Annotated in this window: 15 protein-coding genes; 9 read left to right on the top strand and 6 right to left on the bottom strand. The window is 45.1% G+C overall.

What is annotated here, in order from left to right:
- Positions 1–93: 93 nt before the first annotated feature.
- The 3 genes from FN815_RS17820 to FN815_RS17810 all read right to left on the bottom strand — a co-directional run bounded on the left by FN815_RS17820 (position 94) and on the right by FN815_RS17810 (position 3416).
- Positions 94–924, bottom strand: coding sequence for a uracil-DNA glycosylase (locus FN815_RS17820; RefSeq protein WP_142456190.1), 831 nt, complete (start codon positions 922–924; stop codon positions 94–96).
- Entirely contained in the window at positions 917–2257 is a 1341-nt protein-coding gene (gene mtaB, locus FN815_RS17815) for a tRNA (N(6)-L-threonylcarbamoyladenosine(37)-C(2))-methylthiotransferase MtaB (RefSeq protein ID WP_142456189.1), read from the bottom strand. The genes FN815_RS17820 and mtaB overlap by 8 nt, the downstream gene beginning before the upstream one ends.
- A gap of 541 nt (positions 2258–2798) precedes the next feature.
- A complete protein-coding gene (locus FN815_RS17810) occupies positions 2799–3416 on the bottom strand; it encodes a hypothetical protein (protein WP_142456188.1) in 618 nt (205 codons plus the stop codon).
- A 77-nt stretch (positions 3417–3493) separates the two neighbouring features.
- Between FN815_RS17810 and FN815_RS17805 the strand changes: the two genes are divergently transcribed.
- The 9 genes from FN815_RS17805 (at position 3494) to FN815_RS17765 (ending at position 16917) form a co-directional block, all read left to right on the top strand.
- Complete coding sequence (locus FN815_RS17805; RefSeq protein WP_142456187.1) at positions 3494–5455, top strand: aconitate hydratase; 1962 nt, start codon at positions 3494–3496, stop codon at positions 5453–5455.
- Between the two features lie 448 nt (positions 5456–5903).
- On the top strand, positions 5904–6110 hold the full coding sequence (locus FN815_RS17800; RefSeq protein WP_142456186.1) for a hypothetical protein: 207 nt from the start codon (positions 5904–5906) through the stop codon (positions 6108–6110).
- A 27-nt stretch (positions 6111–6137) separates the two neighbouring features.
- A complete protein-coding gene (gene mutL / locus FN815_RS17795) occupies positions 6138–7997 on the top strand; it encodes a DNA mismatch repair endonuclease MutL (RefSeq protein WP_142456185.1) in 1860 nt (619 codons plus the stop codon).
- Positions 7998–8437: 440 nt separating this feature from the next.
- Positions 8438–9550 carry a tRNA-queuosine alpha-mannosyltransferase domain-containing protein gene (locus tag FN815_RS17790; RefSeq protein ID WP_142456184.1) on the top strand — a complete coding sequence of 371 codons (1113 nt, stop codon included), beginning with the start codon at positions 8438–8440 and terminating at the stop codon, positions 9548–9550.
- 507 nt (positions 9551–10057) lie between these two features.
- Positions 10058–11803 carry an Rne/Rng family ribonuclease gene (locus FN815_RS17785; RefSeq protein WP_142456183.1) on the top strand — a complete coding sequence of 582 codons (1746 nt, stop codon included), beginning with the start codon at positions 10058–10060 and terminating at the stop codon, positions 11801–11803.
- 57 nt (positions 11804–11860) lie between these two features.
- The gene (hslV, locus tag FN815_RS17780; protein ID WP_142456182.1) at positions 11861–12415 is read left to right on the top strand and encodes an ATP-dependent protease subunit HslV; all 555 of its coding nucleotides are present in this window, start codon (positions 11861–11863) and stop codon (positions 12413–12415) included.
- Positions 12405–13826, top strand: a complete 1422-nt coding sequence (gene hslU, locus FN815_RS17775) for an ATP-dependent protease ATPase subunit HslU (RefSeq protein WP_246075352.1) — start codon at positions 12405–12407, stop codon at positions 13824–13826. The genes hslV and hslU overlap by 11 nt, the downstream gene beginning before the upstream one ends.
- Before the next feature lie 187 nt (positions 13827–14013).
- Positions 14014–15927, top strand: coding sequence for a S41 family peptidase (locus tag FN815_RS17770; protein ID WP_142456181.1), 1914 nt, complete (start codon positions 14014–14016; stop codon positions 15925–15927).
- 225 nt (positions 15928–16152) lie between these two features.
- Positions 16153–16917 carry a DUF4412 domain-containing protein gene (locus tag FN815_RS17765; protein WP_142456180.1) on the top strand — a complete coding sequence of 255 codons (765 nt, stop codon included), beginning with the start codon at positions 16153–16155 and terminating at the stop codon, positions 16915–16917.
- Between the two features lie 80 nt (positions 16918–16997).
- Here the strand turns inward: FN815_RS17765 and FN815_RS17760 are convergent, their stop codons facing one another.
- Genes FN815_RS17760 through FN815_RS17750 form a run of 3 tightly spaced genes read right to left on the bottom strand, consistent with a single transcriptional unit; the run spans position 16998 to position 19577 of the window.
- On the bottom strand, positions 16998–17789 hold the full coding sequence (locus tag FN815_RS17760) for a purine-nucleoside phosphorylase (RefSeq protein WP_142456179.1): 792 nt from the start codon (positions 17787–17789) through the stop codon (positions 16998–17000).
- Positions 17776–18576 (bottom strand): MBL fold metallo-hydrolase, encoded by an 801-nt coding sequence (locus FN815_RS17755; protein WP_142456178.1) that lies wholly within the window; start codon positions 18574–18576, stop codon positions 17776–17778. Before FN815_RS17755 ends, FN815_RS17760 begins: the two co-directional genes overlap by 14 nt.
- Before the next feature lie 41 nt (positions 18577–18617).
- Entirely contained in the window at positions 18618–19577 is a 960-nt protein-coding gene (locus FN815_RS17750) for a PhoH family protein (RefSeq protein WP_142456206.1), read from the bottom strand.
- Positions 19578–19812 lie beyond the last annotated feature (235 nt).

Genomic DNA, 19812 nt, shown 5'->3' with positions numbered 1-19812 from the left:
TACTTGTTCACATATAAAACCGTGATGATCCGTTTTATCCGTGTCATCCGCGTTCCAAACCGATGGATTCAAGGTCGGATAAATCTATTCGACCTACTCGCCAACCAATTCGTCGTAACGTTTGCGCAGTTTCTGCACATCTTCCCAGGTAGGTCGCTTCCATTGCTGATTTCGTAACAAAGCCGCCGGGTGATAAGTAGCCATCAATTCCCGGCCATGGAATTCATGGAATTTTCCACGCAGATTGCTAAGCGAGGTTTCCTTATCTAATAAGGTGGTAGCGGAGACTTTCCCAACACACAAGATGAGTTTTGGATCAATCAGCTCAATTTGGCGCAGCAGAAAGGGGAGGCTGCGTTCGCGCTCTTCTGCTTTGGGATTTCGATTATTGGGCGGGCGATGTTTCAGGATATTGGCAATGTAAATGTCTTTTCTCTCAAAGTTGATTGCCGCCATGATTTTATCCAGCAGCTGCCCGGCCTGACCTACAAACGGTTCTCCCTGTTGGTCCTCGTTGTAACCCGGCGCTTCGCCCACAATCATTAAATTGGCATTGGGATTCCCCACTCCAAACACCAGATTGGTTCCCTTCAGATCGGTATGCAATTCCTCGGCCTGTTCACACAATGCCCGAAGTTCTTCCAAAGTTTCACAGCGTGCAATCTTTTGGGCAGTGGTAAGAGGCTCCTCTTTCTGTTCTTTTTCCTCTGGGGTGATGGCGTCTGATCCCTTGGAGGTTGCCGGGCTTTTTTTCACTTCACTGCTGTGGCTTACTTCTTTTGATACAGCAGCTGTTCCCGCTTCCTCTTTTTCTGCAGCAACTACAGATTGTGATTCAATATCCACGGAAAAATCCCCATACATATCTCGTTGCTGCTTAATAAAGCGGGAGGCACGTTCTATAAATTCCTGGGGATCATTCATAGGCTATGAGTTCTTTAATTACTTGTTCTTCTTGGACAATATCTTTCGGCAGCGTGCCAAAGTAAAATCCATTTTCGCTGCGCTTACCGATAGTAACTTCCTGTATAGTATTTCCTAAACGGGGACTAAAAGGTACGGCTACTCGCACATAATTATCGGTCCACCCATGAATAAAGCCGTTCTTATTTTCTTCCTCAAATAAAACGGGTCGCTTTTGTCCGATGAAGCGTTCGTTAAAGATAAAGCGTTTTTTGGCTGATAACTGCCGCAGTTTATGCGTGCGTTCTTTTCGTACCTCGTGATCCACTACCGGCTTGATAGTGAGTGCATGGGTATTAGGACGTTCGGAATAGGTAAACACGTGCAGGTAGGAGATGTCCAGGCTATCAATGAAGTAATAGGATTCCTGGAAAAGTTCATCCGTTTCGCCTGGGTGACCAGTAATCACATCTACCCCAATACAGGCATCAGGCATTAATTCACGAATCAGCTCAACGCGACTTAGATATAAATCAGTTTGATACCGACGGCGCATTAGCTTTAACATTTCGTCGCTGCCACTTTGAAGCGGCATGTGGAAATGCGGCTGTAGTTTCTTAGACTCAGCGGCAAAATGGATGATATCTTCATGGAGCAAGTTCGGCTCGATGGAAGAAACACGAAGGCGCTCCAGTCCGTCGACCTCATCAAGTGCCTGTAGCAATTGGAAGAAATCCTCATCAGTTCCCGCTCCAAAATCACCAGCATTTACCCCAGTGATGATGATTTCACGGAATCCTTCATCCACCAGCTGACGAGCATTACGCACCACGGTATCAATTTTGGCACTCCGGCTTTTTCCGCGGGCCATCGGGATGGTACAAAAGGAACATTTATAATTGCAGCCGTCCTGTATTTTCAGGAAAGCGCGGGTGCGGTCATCTGAAGAAAAAGCGTTGTGGAAGTCGACCGCTTCGTTAACATCAGTGCTGTGAATGATGGTTTCTTCCCGCTTGGCGAAATCATCAAACAGATCCAACAGTTTGAATTTGTCCTTTGTCCCCAGCACGGCATCAACGCCTTCAATCTCGGCAATTTCCTCGGGCTCCAGTTGGGCATAACAACCTACCACCGCCACAAAGGCATCCGGGTTAAGTCGTAAGGCCTGCCGCACGGTTTGCCGGCAGGTACTGTTGGCACTCTGGGTCACCGAACAGGTGTTAATGACATAGATATCTGCCTCTTCGTCAAATTCGGCAATCTCAAATCCCCGGTTGGCAAAATCTCTTCGCATGGAGGATGTTTCCGAGAAATTGAGCTTGCATCCTAATGTCTCAAATGCAACGGTTTTCATACCCGGAAATATAAAAAGTTTGGGGCAGTGTGTCGAGCCCGCTGGAACATTGAACAAGGAACATTCAACTTTGAACATTGAAGTGAACTTGTTGTAGACTGTATTCTTCGAATCGCGCATCGCACATCCCTCTGGTTTAGAGCTGAAGCTCTAAACCGGTCTCCCTTCAAAGGGAGAATTTTCACAAATTACACCACAAGTTATGAGGAACTCAGATCCAAAAACTATCAACTTAAATAAGGAAAAGTTGAAAGGAGAAAATCCCTCTTCGAAGAGGGACCGGAAAATCAGTTCACTGATTTTGCAGGGGGATGTGCGATGGTGACATAGCTTCGGTAATTGATTTAGGCAAATTCACAGTATCCTTTATACAAAACCAAGCCCCTCGAACAAACACCCACCGCTCCCGAATTCTCGGGAATAAATCAAAAACCGGGCACATCCCGCAAAGGAATATCAAATATTGAACAAGGAATATTGAATATCGAAGTGTTCGGGAATTGGCGCCAACGGACATCCAGCTTCATTAAACCATCCAACCCTACAAATCAATATCCAGTTTCACCTCTTCGTAATTTTCAGGCTCCAGCAATGGCCAAATCAGACAGATAATAAGCGTGATGATGCCGATCCAGTACATGCCCCAGGCTACGGTCATATAATGATCCAGGATGCCTTGCATGATAAGGAGATTGTAGAAGTCGTGGGCGGATTTGGGGAGATCGCCGATGAGCGGCATGCGTCGGGCTACGGCATCGGCAGCGTAGGCGGAGGATTCAATCCAGGCGAAGGCAGTAAGCAGCAGCCCCAGTTGTGCAACGATGCGATTCCGGTTCCAATATCCATATATAAAAATGAGAAAGGGCAATAGGATTTCAAAAAGCGTACCGCCCAAAATCCCAATAAAACGGGATCCGAAAAAGCCGAAAAAAGTATGACCGGCCTCATGAATGATCAGCAAAAAAGTATCAACCATAACAAAGATGGGAGAAAGCAAGAGAGGATGATCATAAAGCCAGGCAAAGGAGATTTCCCACTTCAGCGCCATCCAGTATTGATGGACCAGAAACCAGCAGAAGGGCAGGCAGATAATGGAGAACCACCATTTCCTAATGTGAGGCATGTACTTAACAAATAGCTGTTCTGTTGTAAGCTTCATAAAAATTGAACCATTTGGCCATTCAGCAAGTTGTAGATAGTGAATGTAATGAAATACTGAACAAGCCGAATACCGTTATGAGTAAACCACTGAACGTAACACAGAAGTTGATTAAAGATCATTTAGTTGAAGGGGAAATGACGCCCGGGGAAGAAATAGGGATCAAGATTGACCAGACACTCACACAGGATGCCACCGGAACCCTCGTGATGCTGGAGCTGGAAGCTATGGAACTGGAGGATGCAAAGACGGAATTATCCTGCCAGTATGTAGATCATAATTTGCTGCAGACAGACAATAAGAACCCCGATGACCACCGGTTTTTGAAGTCAGCGGCCGAGAAATTTGGGATGTGGTTTAGTCGCCCGGGTAATGGGGTGAGTCATCCTATTGAAACGGAACGTTTTGCCATTCCGGGTAAAACTCTGGCGGGCTCCGATAGTCATACTCCGGCTTCCGGTTGCATGGGCATGCTGGCTATTGGTGCAGGCGGACTGGATGTAGCCTTTGCAATTGCTGGACAACCTTTATTCATGAAAATGCCCAAAGTGCTTGGGGTTGAATTGAAAGGCAATCTGCCTGACTGGGTAAGTGCCAAAGATGTGGTGCTGGAAATGCTCCGTCGTTATAATGTAGATGGTGCCTCCGGGTATGTGATTGAATATTTTGGTGAAGGTCTCAAAAATCTTTCTACCATGGATCGCCATGTGATTGCAAATATGGGGACGGAGATGGGTGCCACGTCAACGGTTTTTCCAGCCGATGGCGAAGTTCGCCGGTTTATGACCTCGCAAGGCAGGGGCGATGAGTTTGTAGAACTAGTAGCAGATGAAGGCGCCGAATATGATAAATATGAAGAACTGATTCTGGATGATGTAGAGCCGCTTATTGCGCTGCCCAGCAGTCCCGGTAATGTGGTGCCAGTGCGGGAAGTGGAAGGAAAACCCATTTATCAGGCGTACGTAGGTTCGTCAGCCAATCCGGGTTACCGCGATTTTTGGATGGCATCTGAAATTGTGAAGGGGCGTAATGTGGATGAAAATGTGTCGTGGGATATCAACCCAACTTCACGGCAAATTATAGAGAACATGGTGAAGAATAACGTGATGTTTAACCTTGTTCAGTCCGGGGCCCGTATTCACCAGGCTGGCTGTAACGGTTGCATAGGTATGGGGCAAGCTCCCGCTTCCGGACAAAACAGCTTGCGTACGGTACCACGGAATTTTCCGGATCGGTCGGGTACCAAAGAGGATTCAGTATTTTTGGTAAGCCCTGAAACAGCAGCAGCTTCTGCCTTGACCGGGAAGATAACCGATCCTCGGGATTTGGAAGAGCTCTACAACTTGAAATATCCCAGGTTTGAGGAGCTTGACGATCCCATTGTGAATACCGAAATGCTGAAAGCACCTGTTCCCAAAGAAGAGCGCGGAGAGATTAAAAAAGGACCAAATATTTCCACTATGCCTGATTTTGACGGTTTAAGTGATTTTGAAGTACCGGTATTGCTGAAGATGGATGACGATATCTCCACTGATGAAATCCTGAGGGCCGGAGCAGAAGTCTTGCCATTTCGCAGTAACATCCCCGAAATAAGCAAGTTTACGCTGGATGTGGTAGATGAAAATTTCCACGATCGGGCCCTGGAGGCAAAAGAAGAACATGGAGGACATGTAGTAGTTGCAGGTGAAAATTACGCACAGGGATCAAGCCGCGAACACGCTGCCATTGCCCCGAGATATTTAGGGCAACGAGCTGTTATTGCTAAAAGCTATGCCCGTATTGGCTGGCAAAACCTGGTTAATTTCGGTATTCCTCCCTTTGAATTTTCCAACGAGGAAGATTACATCGATATCGATCAGGGCGACATCCTGAAGACAGAAAACATCCGTGCCAGCATTGAAAGTGGCAATACCGCCAAGCTCATTAATGTGACTAAAGGCAAAGAGTACGAAGTAAAACACAGCCTGAGTGAACGTCAGCGAGAGGCTGTTCTGGATGGCGGTGTGATAAATACCTTTAAGAAGAAAAAGGCATCCTAAGCTTACAGTATAAATTTGTCAGCCTTGGGGGTTGGTTCCAACGCAGAGCGTGTGGAACCAGTGGAGAAAAGATCATAGCTGATTGAGCTATCCTGAACCTTGGCACGAACACCCTCCGCCGGTTTTGGCGAGCCAAAACCAAGGCACCTTCCTCAAGGAAGGACTTATCCGAAGTGGTATTCTGTATCCTACTTTGCATAAGTTTCATAGCTGTAAAACTATCTCGTAAAGTCTCTCCTTGAGGAGAGATCAAACAAAACAGTTGTTTCTGTTTTGTTTGTGAGAGGTGTTGGTGCTAACAGAATCTTAGTTCAAAAAAGCTATAGTTCTTTCTCTCAACACAATCCTCAAACAGAGATGAAACCCGCTTCCATATTCTGTATATTGAAATACGAATGGTGGAATACGTTCGTTAGCCCTTCAAAGTCCACAAAATTGAGGTGTTGTTATGATTAAACCTATGTTTGGCCATCGGCCTAAACCCAAACAATTCGATTATCCCTATCGGTATTACGATCCCGAGAAGGATGAAAAGGAAAAAAGAAGAAAACGCATTAAGTTTGAAAGCCACACGCGTCGCCGCCCGGCACAATTTAAAACCATTGTATTTTTTGCGGTGTTACTGTCGTTGGTTGTGTACCTTATCTCTCTATAATTAAATCACCCTAAAAATTTTTATCCGTTGAGCGAGACTCGTATTAACGACTCTATTATTCATCAGCTTCCCCCAGAAATCAGTAATAAAATAGCGGCAGGGGAGGTCATTCAGAGACCCGCTTCCGTAGTTAAAGAACTGCTTGACAACGCCATCGATTCCGGCGCCGATCAGGTCAAGATTCTGGTACAAAATGCCGGAAAAACCCTTATTCAGGTATCTGATAACGGCTGCGGGATGAGCAAGGAAGACCTGCCATTGTGCTTTGAACGTCATGCCACTTCCAAGATCAATTCTGTGGACGATCTGTTCCGTATTCGTACCTTAGGCTTTAGGGGAGAAGCCATGGCGTCTATTGCCTCGGTGTCTCAGGTATCAGTGAAAACCAAACGGGCAGAAGACGATAACGGCTGGGAATTTGAAGTTTGGGGCGGAGAAGAAAAGGAGGTAAAGCCTGCCGCCGTAGATGACGGTACCACAGTAGCCGTTCGCAATCTCTTTTTTAATGTACCCGCTCGCCGTCAGTTTTTGAAGACCGATGTAACCGAGTTGCGTCATATCTTGCGAACTATTCAATATGCATCGCTGGCCAACACCGATGTGGCCTTTTATGTGGAGGCGGATGGCGATGTAATCTACGATCTGCCCATCCAGAACCTCAAAGACCGGGTTACCCAGATTTTTGGCAGTTCGTACAAAGCCAGCCTAATTGAGTTTGAAGAGGAAACCAGCTATGTAAAGATTCACGGTTTTGCTTCCGATCCCAAGCTGGCGAAGAAAAGTCGTGGTGAACAGTTTTTATTTGTGAACGGAAGGCCGTTTCAGCACCGCTACCTTACCCATGTGATTTTGAGTTTGTATGATGCGTGGACCCGCAACAACGAATATCCCTTTTACGCCCTCTTTTTTGAGATTGATCCCTCCAAGGTGGATGTAAATGTACATCCATCCAAAATGGAAGTGAAGTTTGAAGACGAGCGCAGCGTGATACAACTGGCCCGATCGGTGGTAAACCGTGCGCTGAACCAGCATTTCCAGGTGCCCAATATTCAGCAGGAAGAAGATGCTTTTCTAAGTGATGATTCTTCTAAAGGATTTGATTCCGGCTTTAGTTTTAACCGTCCCAAACCTTCTTCTCAAAGCAGTGGTGGGTTCCAGATTCCATCCCGCATCAACAACAAAAATACGATGCCTCAGGGACGTGGCAGCGAGTTTGGTGAGCAGTTGTATGGAAGAAGTTCCGGTTCCAGCGGGCAAGGGTCTTCACAGCAGCAAACCTTTCAGCCTGACGAAGATTCCTCCAAGCCCAAAGAGAAAGTAGCCCAGGACAAAGGCTTCTGGCAGTTGCACAATACGTACATTCTCACGCAAACGCGTACCGGGCTTACGGTGATTGATCAACACTTGGCTCATAAGCGTATTATTTTTGAAAAGGCCATCAATGCCACTGAAGAAGCGCTGCCCAGTACCCAGCAGCTGCTGTTTGCTCAAACGCTGGAGCTTTCTGCTTCGGATTATGCGCTACTCAAAGAATTGCATTCCATTATTCAGCGGATGGGCTTTTCGGTACAGCTGCTGAGCGGGAATACGGCTATGATCAATGGCGTACCAGCCGATATCGAGATTGGAAACGAGGAAGAGGTGCTGGTTTCAATGTTGCATCAGTACCAGGATTTGGGACAGAAAGTGAAACTGGAAGCGCGGGACAAGCTGGCTATTGCTTTTGCCTCTCGTGCGGCCATTCCAAGAGGGAAGAAATTATCGGAAGAAGAGATGGAGGCGTTGGTGGATCAGCTGTTCGCTTGCGAGCAACCTTATCTCGATCCGCTTAAAAAACCCACCATCAGCTATATTCCCTTGGATGAGATTGAGGCCCGTTTTCGATAAAGTAGCCGAGACTTGTCGTAGGATTTTGAAATTTAGATTGGGGGCTTAGATTTACCATCGTACATCCCTCTGGTTCAGACCTGAAGCTCTAAACCGGTCTCCCTTTGAAGGGAGATTTTTTGGATAGTACTAGACAAGCAGTGCAAGACTCAGAAATTACCTCCTGAAACTTCTGTGAATTCAGATAATATCATGCATCTGAATTCGCCAAAGAGAAATTCCCTCTTCGAAGAGGGACCGGAAAATCAGCTCGCTGATTTTGCAGGGGGATGTGCGATGGTTAAAACGAATTCACTTGCAATTTAGGCATGGGGAAATCTTCCCAGCCAGATAAGTTTAATGTTGGATCTTCCTTGTTCGATATTCAATGTTCCTCTCCGCTCATCCCAAAAATTTCCTATACTTAGTATTCTTTTTGATTTTGACAAGCAACCATTTGCATGAACATTCTGGCGGTAGAACCATTTTACAGCGGCTCGCATAAAGCCTTTCTAAAGGGATTGGAGAAGTATTCCAGCCACAATATTATCCCCATAAAACTAAATTATAAGGGATGGAAGTGGCGCATGCATGGTGATTCTGTGACGCTGACCGAAATGAGCAACCAGGTTGAAGAAGACATTGACCTGTTACTCACCAGCAGCATGACAAACCTGCCGGCATTCATGGCGCTCACCAATCCCCGATTTGCGCATACGCCGGTGATTATGTACATGCATGACAACCAGTTTACCCGGCCTATTCCGGAAGGGGAGAGCCGGGACCTAACCTATTGCTATATCAATTACCTAAGTATGCTGGTGGCTGATAAGTTGTTGTTTTCCTCACAGTTTCATTTGGATGATCTGCTTGCAGCTCTTCCCGGCTTCCTGGATAAATTCCCAGATGGGAAAAAGTATAACACCGTGGAAAAAATCCGGGATAAAAGTGTGGTGATGCATCCGGGGCTGGACCTTAAAAGTTTTGATAAGCAGCCGGATACCCGGGCAAATAATGAGAACCCCGTGATTGTATGGAACCAGCGCTGGCAGTTTGATCGCAATCCGGCCATGTTTTTTAGAGTGCTGAACCGCCTGAATGACATTGATCTGAAGTTTGACCTTATTCTGGCTGGTGATACCCAGCATGAAAAGCCCGAGGAATTCGAAAAAGCCTGGAAACGATACGGCCAGCAAATCACGCACTTCGGCTACGTAGATGACAAAGAAAACTATAGCAAGCTCTTGCATTCAGGTGATATTGTGGTTTCTACCGCCAGTTATGAATTTTTCTGTGTGGCTATAATGGAGGCCATTTATTGTGGCTGTCATCCGTTGGTGCCAAATACCCTGCACTATCCGGAGTTAATTCCTGAAAGCTTGCACAATCCTTTGTTGCATGCCCCTGTGTTATATGGATGCGAAGATCAGTTATTTCATCACATGAAAGATCTTCTTACCGGAAAGACCAAGCCCTTGCCGAAGACATCCCTTCAAAACATCAACAAACACCTGGATTGGTCGCGCCATACCAGAAACTATGATGCGCTGTTCGAAGAAATAGCAGACGCATAAAGAAAGAATACGTAAGTCTCTAATTTTGAATTAGTGACTAAAAGTGCAGGCTACAGGCAGTTACTTGTGTTTTTTCAGGAGGGGTAAAAGTTTAACATAAAAGAAAAAGGCGTTTACATTATCCCGTTTACACAGTTATATTAGTGACAGTAAAAATCGGTTTTTAAAAGCTTTTTTAAATTTATTTTTGATTGCATTTCGCACAGAATACATACCAAAAACAATCTTTGATGGCATCAGTGATCGCATTTTGTAAAGATGCTGCCACCGAATTTTACTTTATCTGCGCATTATTTTTAACAGCCTTAACGCAGATTTTCTTTTCTGATTCCGAACAGGAATCCTCAAACAAAGCAATTCTAACAGATATTTATCCCGAAGCAGCCGCTCGAACGTTTGCTTCTAACCCCGTACTAACCAATGAGACTGTACTAAAAGTACATCAAAAACTAAGACGATGGTTCGTTTGCAGGGGATACAGCGGCCTTGGGGAAAGGAATAATTTCAATGAAAAATCAAATTATTATACACTCTTCGGGCAATCAGACCCGTATTGCGCTTATAGAAAACAACGAGTTAGCGCAGCTATTCATCGAATCGGAAGAAAACCAACGCACGGTTGGTAACATATATGTAGCCCGAGTACACAAAGTGATGAGCGGTATCCGAGCCGCTTTTATTGACATGGGTACTCCCAAAGATGCCTTCTTGCACTTTTCTGATGCCGGAGATCACCTTGATGAATACATCACCAAGCTGAATGGTAAAGAAGCCATTCCCAATCACGCAAAGAATGACCTGCAGAAAAAAGACAAGCTTTCCAATGTAGAAAAGCAGGTACTGGCGGGTAAGATTTTACGTTCCGGACAAAAGCTGTTGGTTCAAATTGTAAAAGAACCGATTGGCTCCAAAGGTCCTCGTATTTCTACGGATATCACCATTGCCGGACGTTTTCTGGTGTTGATTCCTATGGGAGATTACATCGCGGTATCGAAAAAAATTGGCCATTATAAAGAACGCCGTCGCCTTAAAGGAATCCTGAATAACATGGTACCGGATGGCTTTGGCGTGATCGTTCGTACCGTGGCACAGGGTCAGGATAAAAAAGCCCTGGAAGATGACCTCAGAAACGTGCTGAAGAAGTGGGAAGATATTGTAGACAACCTAACCGATGCTAAACCACCAGAGCTTCTCTATCGCGATTTGAATATGACAGAGAGTCTGATCCGTGACCTCTTTGCGAAAAACTATGACCGGGTGCTGATTGACGATCCCGAGATGTACGGTGAAATTAAAGAGTATGTGAGCCAGATTGCTCCACAGATGGTGCCTAATGTGCAGCTGTATAAAGGCAAAGAGCACATTTTTGATTACATGAAAATAGCGCATGATGTGAATTCTATTTTCAGCCCACGAGTGCGCATGAAGTCAGGCGGGTACCTGATTTTTGAACAAACTGAAGCCATGTATGTGGTAGATGTGAACTCTGGTCCTTATGCGGCCAAGCAGCGACAGGAAGACAATTCACTGAAAACCAACCTGGAAGCCGCCCGGGAAGTGGCCAAACAGCTTCGTCTGCGTGATATCGGTGGTATTATCGTTGTGGATTTTATTGATTTGAGAGACGATAAAAACCGTAAGAAGATTTATGATGAGCTGAAGAAGGAATTTGCCAAGGATCCAGCCAAAACCAACGTAATTGGCATGAGTGATTTTGGGCTGGTTCAGATCACCCGTCAGCGTATACGCCCAAGCGTTGTGAATTCCGTATCCAAAGTATGTCCGGTTTGTGGTGGTTCCGGTAATGTAGTTACCCAGGATACCATCCTTACCGATCTTGAAATCTGGTTGAGCAAGTTTAAGCATAGTACCAACTACCGTGCTGTGGATATCTACGTAAATCCTTATCTGAAATCGGTTCTGACAAAAGGACTGCTCAGCACACGTTGGAAATGGATGCTGAAATACTGGATCAAAATTTCGCTTATCGGAGATGAGTCGGTATCCATGAATGAATTTAAAGCTACACTGGTAGGTTCGGATATTGACATCACAGATATTGTTATGCGTGATGAATCGATTGAAGAAGTGTTGGACCGAGAAGGAGAGCTGATAGAATTAGAGAGCGGAAAAGGGAACAAAGAGAACCTGGACATCTCTAAAAAAGAGCGAAGAGGCGGGAACAGATCGTCAGACCGTAATGACAATTCGAACGGAAGAAGCAATTCTAAGTACTATAAGTCTTCCAATTAAGGGTTGGCTTGGTTTTTGTGATTACCCGACTCAACACCCTTAAAAAAATTTAGTTAAATGAATTTATCAGAATTGCATGCAACAACCGTTGTGGGGGTAATCCACAACGGAAAAGCGGCTATTGGCTGTGATGGCCAGGCCACAATGGAAAAAACCGTGATGAAGAGCACCGTTAAAAAGGTGCGCAAATTGTACGACGGTAAAATTTTAGCCGGTTTCGCTGGCTCTACAGCCGATGCTTTTACTTTGTTTGAAAAGTATGAGGAGAAGCTGAACGAGTACAACGGAAATATGGAAAGAGCAGCGGTAGAGCTGGCTAAGGAATGGCGCAAAGACAAGTTTCTACAGAAACTCCAGGCTTTGCTCATTGTAATGAATAATGACAAATCATTGGTGATATCCGGTCAGGGAGATGTTATTGAGCCGGATCATGAGATAGCAACCATTGGCAGCGGTGGTTCATATGCCTTATCAGCTGCCCGGGCGATGCTAAAGCATGCTCCGAAATTATCTTCCCGCGAGATCGTTGAAGAAGCGCTGCACATTGCGGCCGACATCGATATCTACACAAATCATAATATCACCATTTTAGAAATTGAAGATGAAGACTGAGATGCAGACTATTGAAGAGAAGAACCTGACGCCTCAACAAATTGTAGCCGAACTGGATAAGTATATTGTTGGGCAGAAGTCGGCCAAAAGATCCGTTTCCATCGCCTTGCGTAACCGCTGGAGACGCCTGAACTCGGACGATGACATCAGGGATGAAATTGTACCTAATAACATTCTATTAATTGGTCCTACGGGTGTAGGTAAAACTGAAATTGCTCGTCGGCTGGCTCGCTTGGCACACGCTCCTTTTATGAAAGTAGAAGCCTCCAAATTTACAGAGGTTGGCTATGTGGGGCGTGATGTGGAATCCATGATTCGTGACCTTACCGATGTGGCTATCAGTATGGTAAAGCAGGAAATGCAGGAGCGTGTAAAAGAAAAAGCCCGTGAAAATGCAGAAAAACGTATTCTGGATATCCTGATTCCTCCGGTTAAAAAATCTGGCGTTGGGTTTAAGAGTAATAATGATTCAGATAATTTCAATCCTGAAAACGCTACTGATTCCGAGCTGAACGAGCGCACCCGCGAACGTTTTCGAGAGAAATTGCGGAATGGTGAACTGGAAGACCGCGAGATTGAAATCGAAGTGAAATCCAGTAAAAGCCCAATGATGCAAGTCTTTGGTCCCCAGGGGATGGAAGAGATGGGCATCAACCTGCAGGATATGCTGGGCAACCTAGGCAAAGGCGGAAAGAAATCCAAGCGTAAGCTGCCTATCAGCGAAGCCCGCGAAATTCTGATTGAAGAGGAAGCTGAGAAGCTGATCGATCACGAAGCCGCTGTTCAAGAAGCTCTGGAACGTGTGCAAAAACAAGGCATCGTGTTTATTGATGAGATTGACAAGATCGCTGAGGATTCTTCTTCTGGCGGTGGCAAAGGCGGACCGGACGTAAGCCGTCAGGGTGTTCAGCGTGACCTGCTTCCTATCGTGGAAGGTAGTGCGGTGAATACCAAGCACGGCATCGTGAAAACCGATCATATTCTATTTATCGGTTCCGGTGCATTTCATGTATCCAAACCATCGGATATGATCCCGGAGCTGCAAGGCCGTTTCCCTATTCGTGTAGAGCTGAATTCACTTACTGAAGATGACTTCGTAGACATCTTGTCTAAGCCTAAAAATGCGCTCACCAAGCAGTATATCGCTATGCTGAAAACGGAAGGCGTGGGTATTAAATTCACAGATGAAGCCATCCGTGAAGTTGCCCGCATTGCAGCCGAGGTAAACTCTTCGGTAGAAAATATTGGAGCACGAAGACTGCATACTATCATGTCATCCCTGTTTGATGAACTGCTGTTTGCCGTGCCCGATGACATTAATTCCGGCGAAATTACTATCGACAAAGCTTATGTGGATAAGCAATTAGCCGGCATTGTGAAAGACAAAGACTTAAGCCACTACATTTTATAGTGAATATTTAAAAAGGGTGCTTCACGGCACCCTTTTTACTTTCAGAGTGTAAAACTTTAAAAATATCAATCCAGTTTTAACATTGTGCAATACTACTTTTTTTCCTACAATCGTTAGCACTCGAAACTATTCGCGCTAATTCTGGTTATTACTATACACCATCGAACCGATGCAAAATTTATTACCTATGACTTTAAAGAAATTTCTGTACCCCAATTTGTTTCTGCTCTTGCTGTTTGCTGTGCTCAGGTTTACAGGTGTAGATCCGGTTTTAAAAGCCCAGGATGAGGGCAACGATGATACGACCAATCTGACGAAATACGTGCAGGCACAGCGTAGTATCGTAACCAATTATTTTGGGGAGCCCGATCTGACCGAGATGTATAAGGCCAGCGTGAAGCGAATGGTACAGTCCTTGAAAGACAGTACATTAGCAGTTGATGGTACCCCCATCGATACCACTTTTCAGGGGATAGAAATTGGATCAATCCGGGATTCTTTTTCCAATTTTGAGAAAGCCTATTTGTATATCGCAAATAATAGTCCGGAATCAGATATGGCCAAGCTGACTGATGCGGCGCTGCGAGGAATGTTTTCAACGCTGGATCCGCATTCCATGTATATCGAGCCCGAAGACAACGAAGAAATTCAAGCTGAGTTTGATGGTAAGTTTCAGGGTATTGGCGTTCAGTTTAATATCATTCAGGATACCATCACCGTAATTACAGCTATTTCTGGCGGTCCCAGTGAGCAATTAGGTATTCGTTCCGGGGATCGTATAATTGCTATCGAAGACTCCTCTGCCATCGGTTATACCAACGAGATGGTGCTCAATAAACTTCGGGGAGAGAAAGGAACAAAAGTAGATGTAACGATCAAGCGTCCCCATGTAAAAGAGCCTATCAATTTTACCATCACGCGGGATGATATTCCTCTGTATACCGTGGATACTTCCTACAAGCTGGATGAGAAAACCGGTTATGTGAAGATTAACCGTTTTGCAGCCACTACCCATAGCGAGTTCATGGAAGCCGTTTCAGGAATGCAAGAAGAGGGTATGGAGCGACTCGTATTGGATTTACGGAATAACCCGGGTGGATACTTAAGTCAGGCCATTGCTATTGCTGAAGAATTTTTTCCGCGAGGCACACAACTGGTATCAACCAAAAGTAAGCACACTCGTTTTAACGGGGATTATGATTCCAGAAAGGACGGTAAACTTCGTGAAACACCAGTGATTGTTTTAGTTAATGAAGGATCCGCTTCTGCTAGCGAAATTGTGAGCGGTGCCATCCAAGATCACGACCGTGGTTTGATTGTTGGAAAACGAACTTTTGGCAAAGGACTGGTACAACAGCAATATGAATTGGTTGATAACAGCAGTGTTCGCGTGACGATTTCTCGATACTACACACCATCAGGTAGAATGATCCAAAAACCTTTTGTGGAAGGTGGTGAAGAGTATGCATACGAAATTTATCGCCGTGAAAATAACGCGATGGAAGATGCATCTGAATTTATAGATCACGTACCAGATTCGCTGAAATATTCTACCGATGCCGGCAGAACAGTGTACGGTGGTGGAGGTATTGTCCCCGATTATATCGTTCCTGATGACACCACCACTTCAGCCTACGTGTTCAACTTTGCCATGAGAAACCAGGTGTTCTTTGAGCAAGTACGTGAGATACTGGACGATGAAGGCGAAGAGCTGCGCAGCAGGTGGGAAGATGACTTTGAAGAGTACCGGGAAGAGTTTACCTGGGAACAGCGCCACATAGATAGCGTGAAGAGCCGCCTGCTCAGTAAAGGCATGGTGATTTCAGACACCGTTAAAACACCTGATTTCCGTAATGATTCCTTGTTTGTGCCAACCGGGCATTTTGAAGAAGTTTCCTGGCTGGCTGAAGGACGCATGAAGGCTGAATTGGCCCGTCAAATTTGGGGGATGAAATATTTTTATCCGGTGATAAATGATGTGCTGGACACCACTTTGGATAAAGCCATGAGTCTTTGGGATGCAGTGGCAAGGCTTGAAGCGATCGCCGATGGCAAAGCAGAAGCTAACATCGGTAATCTGAATCTTACCAAAGATCAGTAGCGAACAGAATTAGTGAGAAAGAACCAAAGGGCCTGAGAAAGTTTAATTCTCTGGCCCTTTATTGATACTGCAATCTACTATTGCAGCCTTGAGTTGTTTGAATGAAAATTAATAAAGGTATGTATGATTTTATCCCGGCCTGATATTTTGCACTCTTGGATGAAACATAAAGGTACCGTAAGGCGTTAAAACTTTCGTATGTCAATGCATAATCAATATCACACCATGAAGAATTCTTTACGCGCATTTTTTGCTTTACTGTTCATAAGCTTGTTTACTACTTCTATGGCCTCAGCTCAATTTGAAGGCCAGATTTCCATGAAAATGTATAGCAATGACAACGGCAAGACCGACGTCAGCGAGTTGAACTTGTATGCTACTTCTACCCGTATTCTTATCAAAGGGGAAGAGAATTTTGACCTGATGGATAAAATGACCACGGATGGCCTGCTTATCCGGAATGACATGAAAGACTTTATTATCATGACTGGAAGTGATGAAGCCTTGCAGGTCACCAAAACTGAAATTGAAGGTCTGGTTGATATGCTGGCCAGCTGGGGAGGAGAGTCTTCGGGAAGTTCAGATTCAGATGATTTTAAAACCGATTACAGTTTTTCTGATCGCGTTAAAACTATCAACGGTTATGAAACCACCGAGATGATTGTTAAGGACAAGGAAAATCCAGATAAGCATTTGTCCGTGTGGTTAGCTCCCAAGATTGATATCAACTGGGGAATGCTGAGTGAACGCTGGAAGAACATGCCCGAAAGCATTGACGCCGAAATTAATGGTATGAGCCAGGAATTGATTTTTAAAGGCAAGAACTTTCCCATGCTTGTTGAGGCGGTAGAGGGCAATCAGCGCACCAAAATCATGGAGGTAACGAATGTGAATGAATCAAGCGTGGCCAGAGCCATGGTAGAAATTCCGGCCGGTGTAAAACTGATGAGCTTTAAAGACTACGTGTTTAAAATGATGATGGAAGGCTAAGATTAAACTACATAAGTTGAATAAATAAAAGGCATGGTTCCGGTAGGGGCGATGCCTTTTTTAATGGGGCCGGTCAAGAATTAAAACTGTTGAATCAATCCCTTTACCAACCTTGCAAACACTTCTTTTTTCTTATCCGCGGCTTCTTTAACCTCGGCGTGGTCCAGTTTTTCTCCTGTAACGCCAGCAGCAGCATTGGTGATAAGCGATATAGCTGCGGTTTTGATATCCAGTTTGGCGGCTTCTATGAGCTCTGGAGCCGTACTCATACCCACGGCATCGCCTCCCATTTTACGGAAGGCCTTGATCTCAGCTTTGCTTTCATAATTGGGGCCTTTTACATATAAGTAGGTACCCATTTGAGTTTCAATACCAAGATCTCTGGCAATCTGCTTCACTTCCAGTGCATATTCTTCAAAGCGGGAGCTCCAGGTAGATACCGCAGGCTCTGACACCATCATAAACTGCTTAATGATGCTGTCAATTATCATCAAATCCCCCACATGATAGCGCAAGTTTATGCCACCGGCTGCATTGGATATGATTAGCTTATTAACCCCAAACACGCTGGCCAACTGTACCGGTAGTACCGTCTTGGCGAAATCATGACCTTCATAGTGATGGAACCGTCCGGAAAAAGCCACTACTGATTTACCGCCAACTTCGCCGAAAATAAGTGAGCCGGAATGTCCCTCTACGGTAGAAACGGGGAAGGAGGGAATATCCTCATAAGGAATGGTATCTGAGTTTTCGATGTGATCACCAAAACTGCCCAAACCGGAACCCAGGATGACGGCCGCATCCACTTGTTCGGGAAAACCGTGTTCGGTCAAAAAGCTCTTTATTTCGGGAATGTATTCAGGCAGGGACATGGGATTCAATCTTTTCGGTACTGTAGCCGGTTTTTTCGTCGTAGTTGGTTAGTTTGAATAAAGGATGCCGGTCTTCATGATAACACATCAGCGTAAAACCTTCATCATAAGCGAGTTTAGTCAGCTCTTCACGTTGCTGTTGGCTAACCTTGGGTTCAAAATCGTATTTAGCGGCGTATTTTCTGTTCACGGCTCCTTTGGTACCAATCACATCACCGGCCTGCATATATTTTTTATCACCATCATCAAAAAGAAGCACCTGATGAAATTCCGTATGTCCTCCAATTTGCCGGACGGTAATTTCGGGATAGGGTTGTTCCTCTTCTCCTAAAAAGTGCAGATCTGCTTTAGCATCCAGGAAATGGATGAACTCTGTCTTTTCCTCATCATAAAATTCATCTTTGGAAGTGACTTTCCCCCAGGCTTTTTTAGATACCCAGATTTTGGCATCGGGAAAGGTAAGCTCCCAATATCCATTTTGCCGGTGTGCAAGTCCGCCGATATGATCGTAATGCAGATGGCTTAAGAAGATATCGGTAATATCAAATTCATTAAGGCCGTGTTCTTCCAGGTTCCCAAGGATGGTATCTGGTCCGGTATCTTCTCCAAACTCACCTATCCCGCAATCAAACAGATAATTACGCTCTTCCGTGTGAATCAGAAATGGGTTGAGGGAAAGTTTGAGGGCTCCTTTTGCCGGAGGATCATCCCGGTCAATTCGAACAAATTTTTTATCGGTTCCCACTGAGAAGGTGCCTTCGTAGAGAACCGCAGCGTAGGTTTTCATAAAATTATTTTGGGGTGATATTTTGAGCTGTCAGCTAATGGTTACTTATTTTGCTCATCTTCATACCGGTCATAGGCTTTAATGATATCCCGTACCAGTTTATGACGAACCACATCGCCATCGTCGAGGTATACAAAATCGATACCGTTTACTTCCTTCAGGATATTTTGGATAGAAATCAATCCGGATTGCTGACGGCGGGGAAGGTCGGTTTGGGTTACGTCACCGGTAATGATGGCTCGGCTGTTAAAGCCAATTCGCGTAAGAAACATCTTCATTTGCGTGTTAGTGGCGTTTTGGGCCTCATCCAAAATCACAAAAGCATTGTTGAGGGTTCGTCCGCGCATATAAGCCAGCGGAGCGATCTCAATCACATTTTTGGCGAGATTCAGTTCCAGGCGGTCTTGGTCAATCATATCTTCCAGCGCATCATAAAGCGGGCGCAGGTAAGGATCAATTTTCTCCTTCAAATCACCGGGCAAGAAACCGAGATTTTCCCCTGCTTCCACCGCAGGACGTGCCAGGATAATTTTGCGCACCTTCCGATTTTTTAAAGCCTGAACGGCCAGTGCTACCGAGGTATAAGTTTTACCCGTTCCGGCCGGACCAATAGCAAATACAATGTCATTTTCAGCGGAAGATTCCACGATGCGTTTCTGCCCGGGTTTCTTGGCCGTAATAGCCTCGCCCGTGTGGGTATGGATAATGACGTCGCCTTCGGTTTCATCCAGAGAACGTATTTTTGGTTCATTGGCATAAGACTCGCCACTTTTCAGGGTAATGAGCGTCTTCACATCGCCTTCGGAAACCTTGCTTTTCCGATCCAGCAATTCAATCATCCCATGCACAACATTAGCTGCTGTTTCCACTTCATGGGCGGGACCGGTTAGTTTAATACGGTTGCCCCGGCTGTTGAATTTGGTTTCGGGAAATGCTTTATCCAGGGCGATGAGGTTATGATCGTGCAAACCAAAAAGAGCCACAGGATCGGTTCCTTCCAGTTCAATAATCTCTTCGGTAAGTGTTTTTTGGTCTTCTATAGCGGTAGTATTTTTTGATGAATAATAGACTACACAAGATAACAATTATAGAGCAGAAATGAGGGAGGGGATTTAGATGACAGGTTTTAGGTACAAGGCACAAGGTTTTAGGGAAAAAGGGGCGAAACTAACACATTGAAACTTGCTTCTTGCCCCTCGAAGCTGGTGCCTTACAGAAATATTTCTCCCTCATTAA

Origin of the sequence: Gracilimonas mengyeensis (assembly GCF_900182705.1) — a bacterium.
GTDB lineage: Bacteria > Bacteroidota > Rhodothermia > Balneolales > Balneolaceae > Gracilimonas > Gracilimonas mengyeensis.
The sequence above is the reverse complement of the archived record's forward strand: the minus strand, read 5'-3'. Positions and strand labels throughout refer to the sequence as shown.

Bases quoted from the DNA above. Each gene is read 5' to 3' on its own strand.
- FN815_RS17820 (WP_142456190.1), bottom strand. From the start codon at position 924: ATGAATGATCCCCAGGAATTTATAGAACGTGCCTCCCGCTTTATTAAG.
- mtaB (WP_142456189.1), bottom strand. From the start codon at position 2,257: ATGAAAACCGTTGCATTTGAGACATTAGGATGCAAGCTCAATTTCTCG.
- FN815_RS17810 (WP_142456188.1), bottom strand. From the start codon at position 3,416: ATGAAGCTTACAACAGAACAGCTATTTGTTAAGTACATGCCTCACATT.
- FN815_RS17805 (WP_142456187.1), top strand. From the start codon at position 3,494: ATGAGTAAACCACTGAACGTAACACAGAAGTTGATTAAAGATCATTTA.
- FN815_RS17800 (WP_142456186.1), top strand. From the start codon at position 5,904: ATGATTAAACCTATGTTTGGCCATCGGCCTAAACCCAAACAATTCGAT.
- FN815_RS17790 (WP_142456184.1), top strand. From the start codon at position 8,438: ATGAACATTCTGGCGGTAGAACCATTTTACAGCGGCTCGCATAAAGCC.
- FN815_RS17785 (WP_142456183.1), top strand. From the start codon at position 10,058: ATGAAAAATCAAATTATTATACACTCTTCGGGCAATCAGACCCGTATT.
- hslV (WP_142456182.1), top strand. From the start codon at position 11,861: ATGAATTTATCAGAATTGCATGCAACAACCGTTGTGGGGGTAATCCAC.
- hslU (WP_246075352.1), top strand. From the start codon at position 12,405: ATGAAGACTGAGATGCAGACTATTGAAGAGAAGAACCTGACGCCTCAA.
- FN815_RS17770 (WP_142456181.1), top strand. From the start codon at position 14,014: ATGACTTTAAAGAAATTTCTGTACCCCAATTTGTTTCTGCTCTTGCTG.
- FN815_RS17765 (WP_142456180.1), top strand. From the start codon at position 16,153: ATGAAGAATTCTTTACGCGCATTTTTTGCTTTACTGTTCATAAGCTTG.
- FN815_RS17760 (WP_142456179.1), bottom strand. From the start codon at position 17,789: ATGTCCCTGCCTGAATACATTCCCGAAATAAAGAGCTTTTTGACCGAA.
- FN815_RS17755 (WP_142456178.1), bottom strand. From the start codon at position 18,576: ATGAAAACCTACGCTGCGGTTCTCTACGAAGGCACCTTCTCAGTGGGA.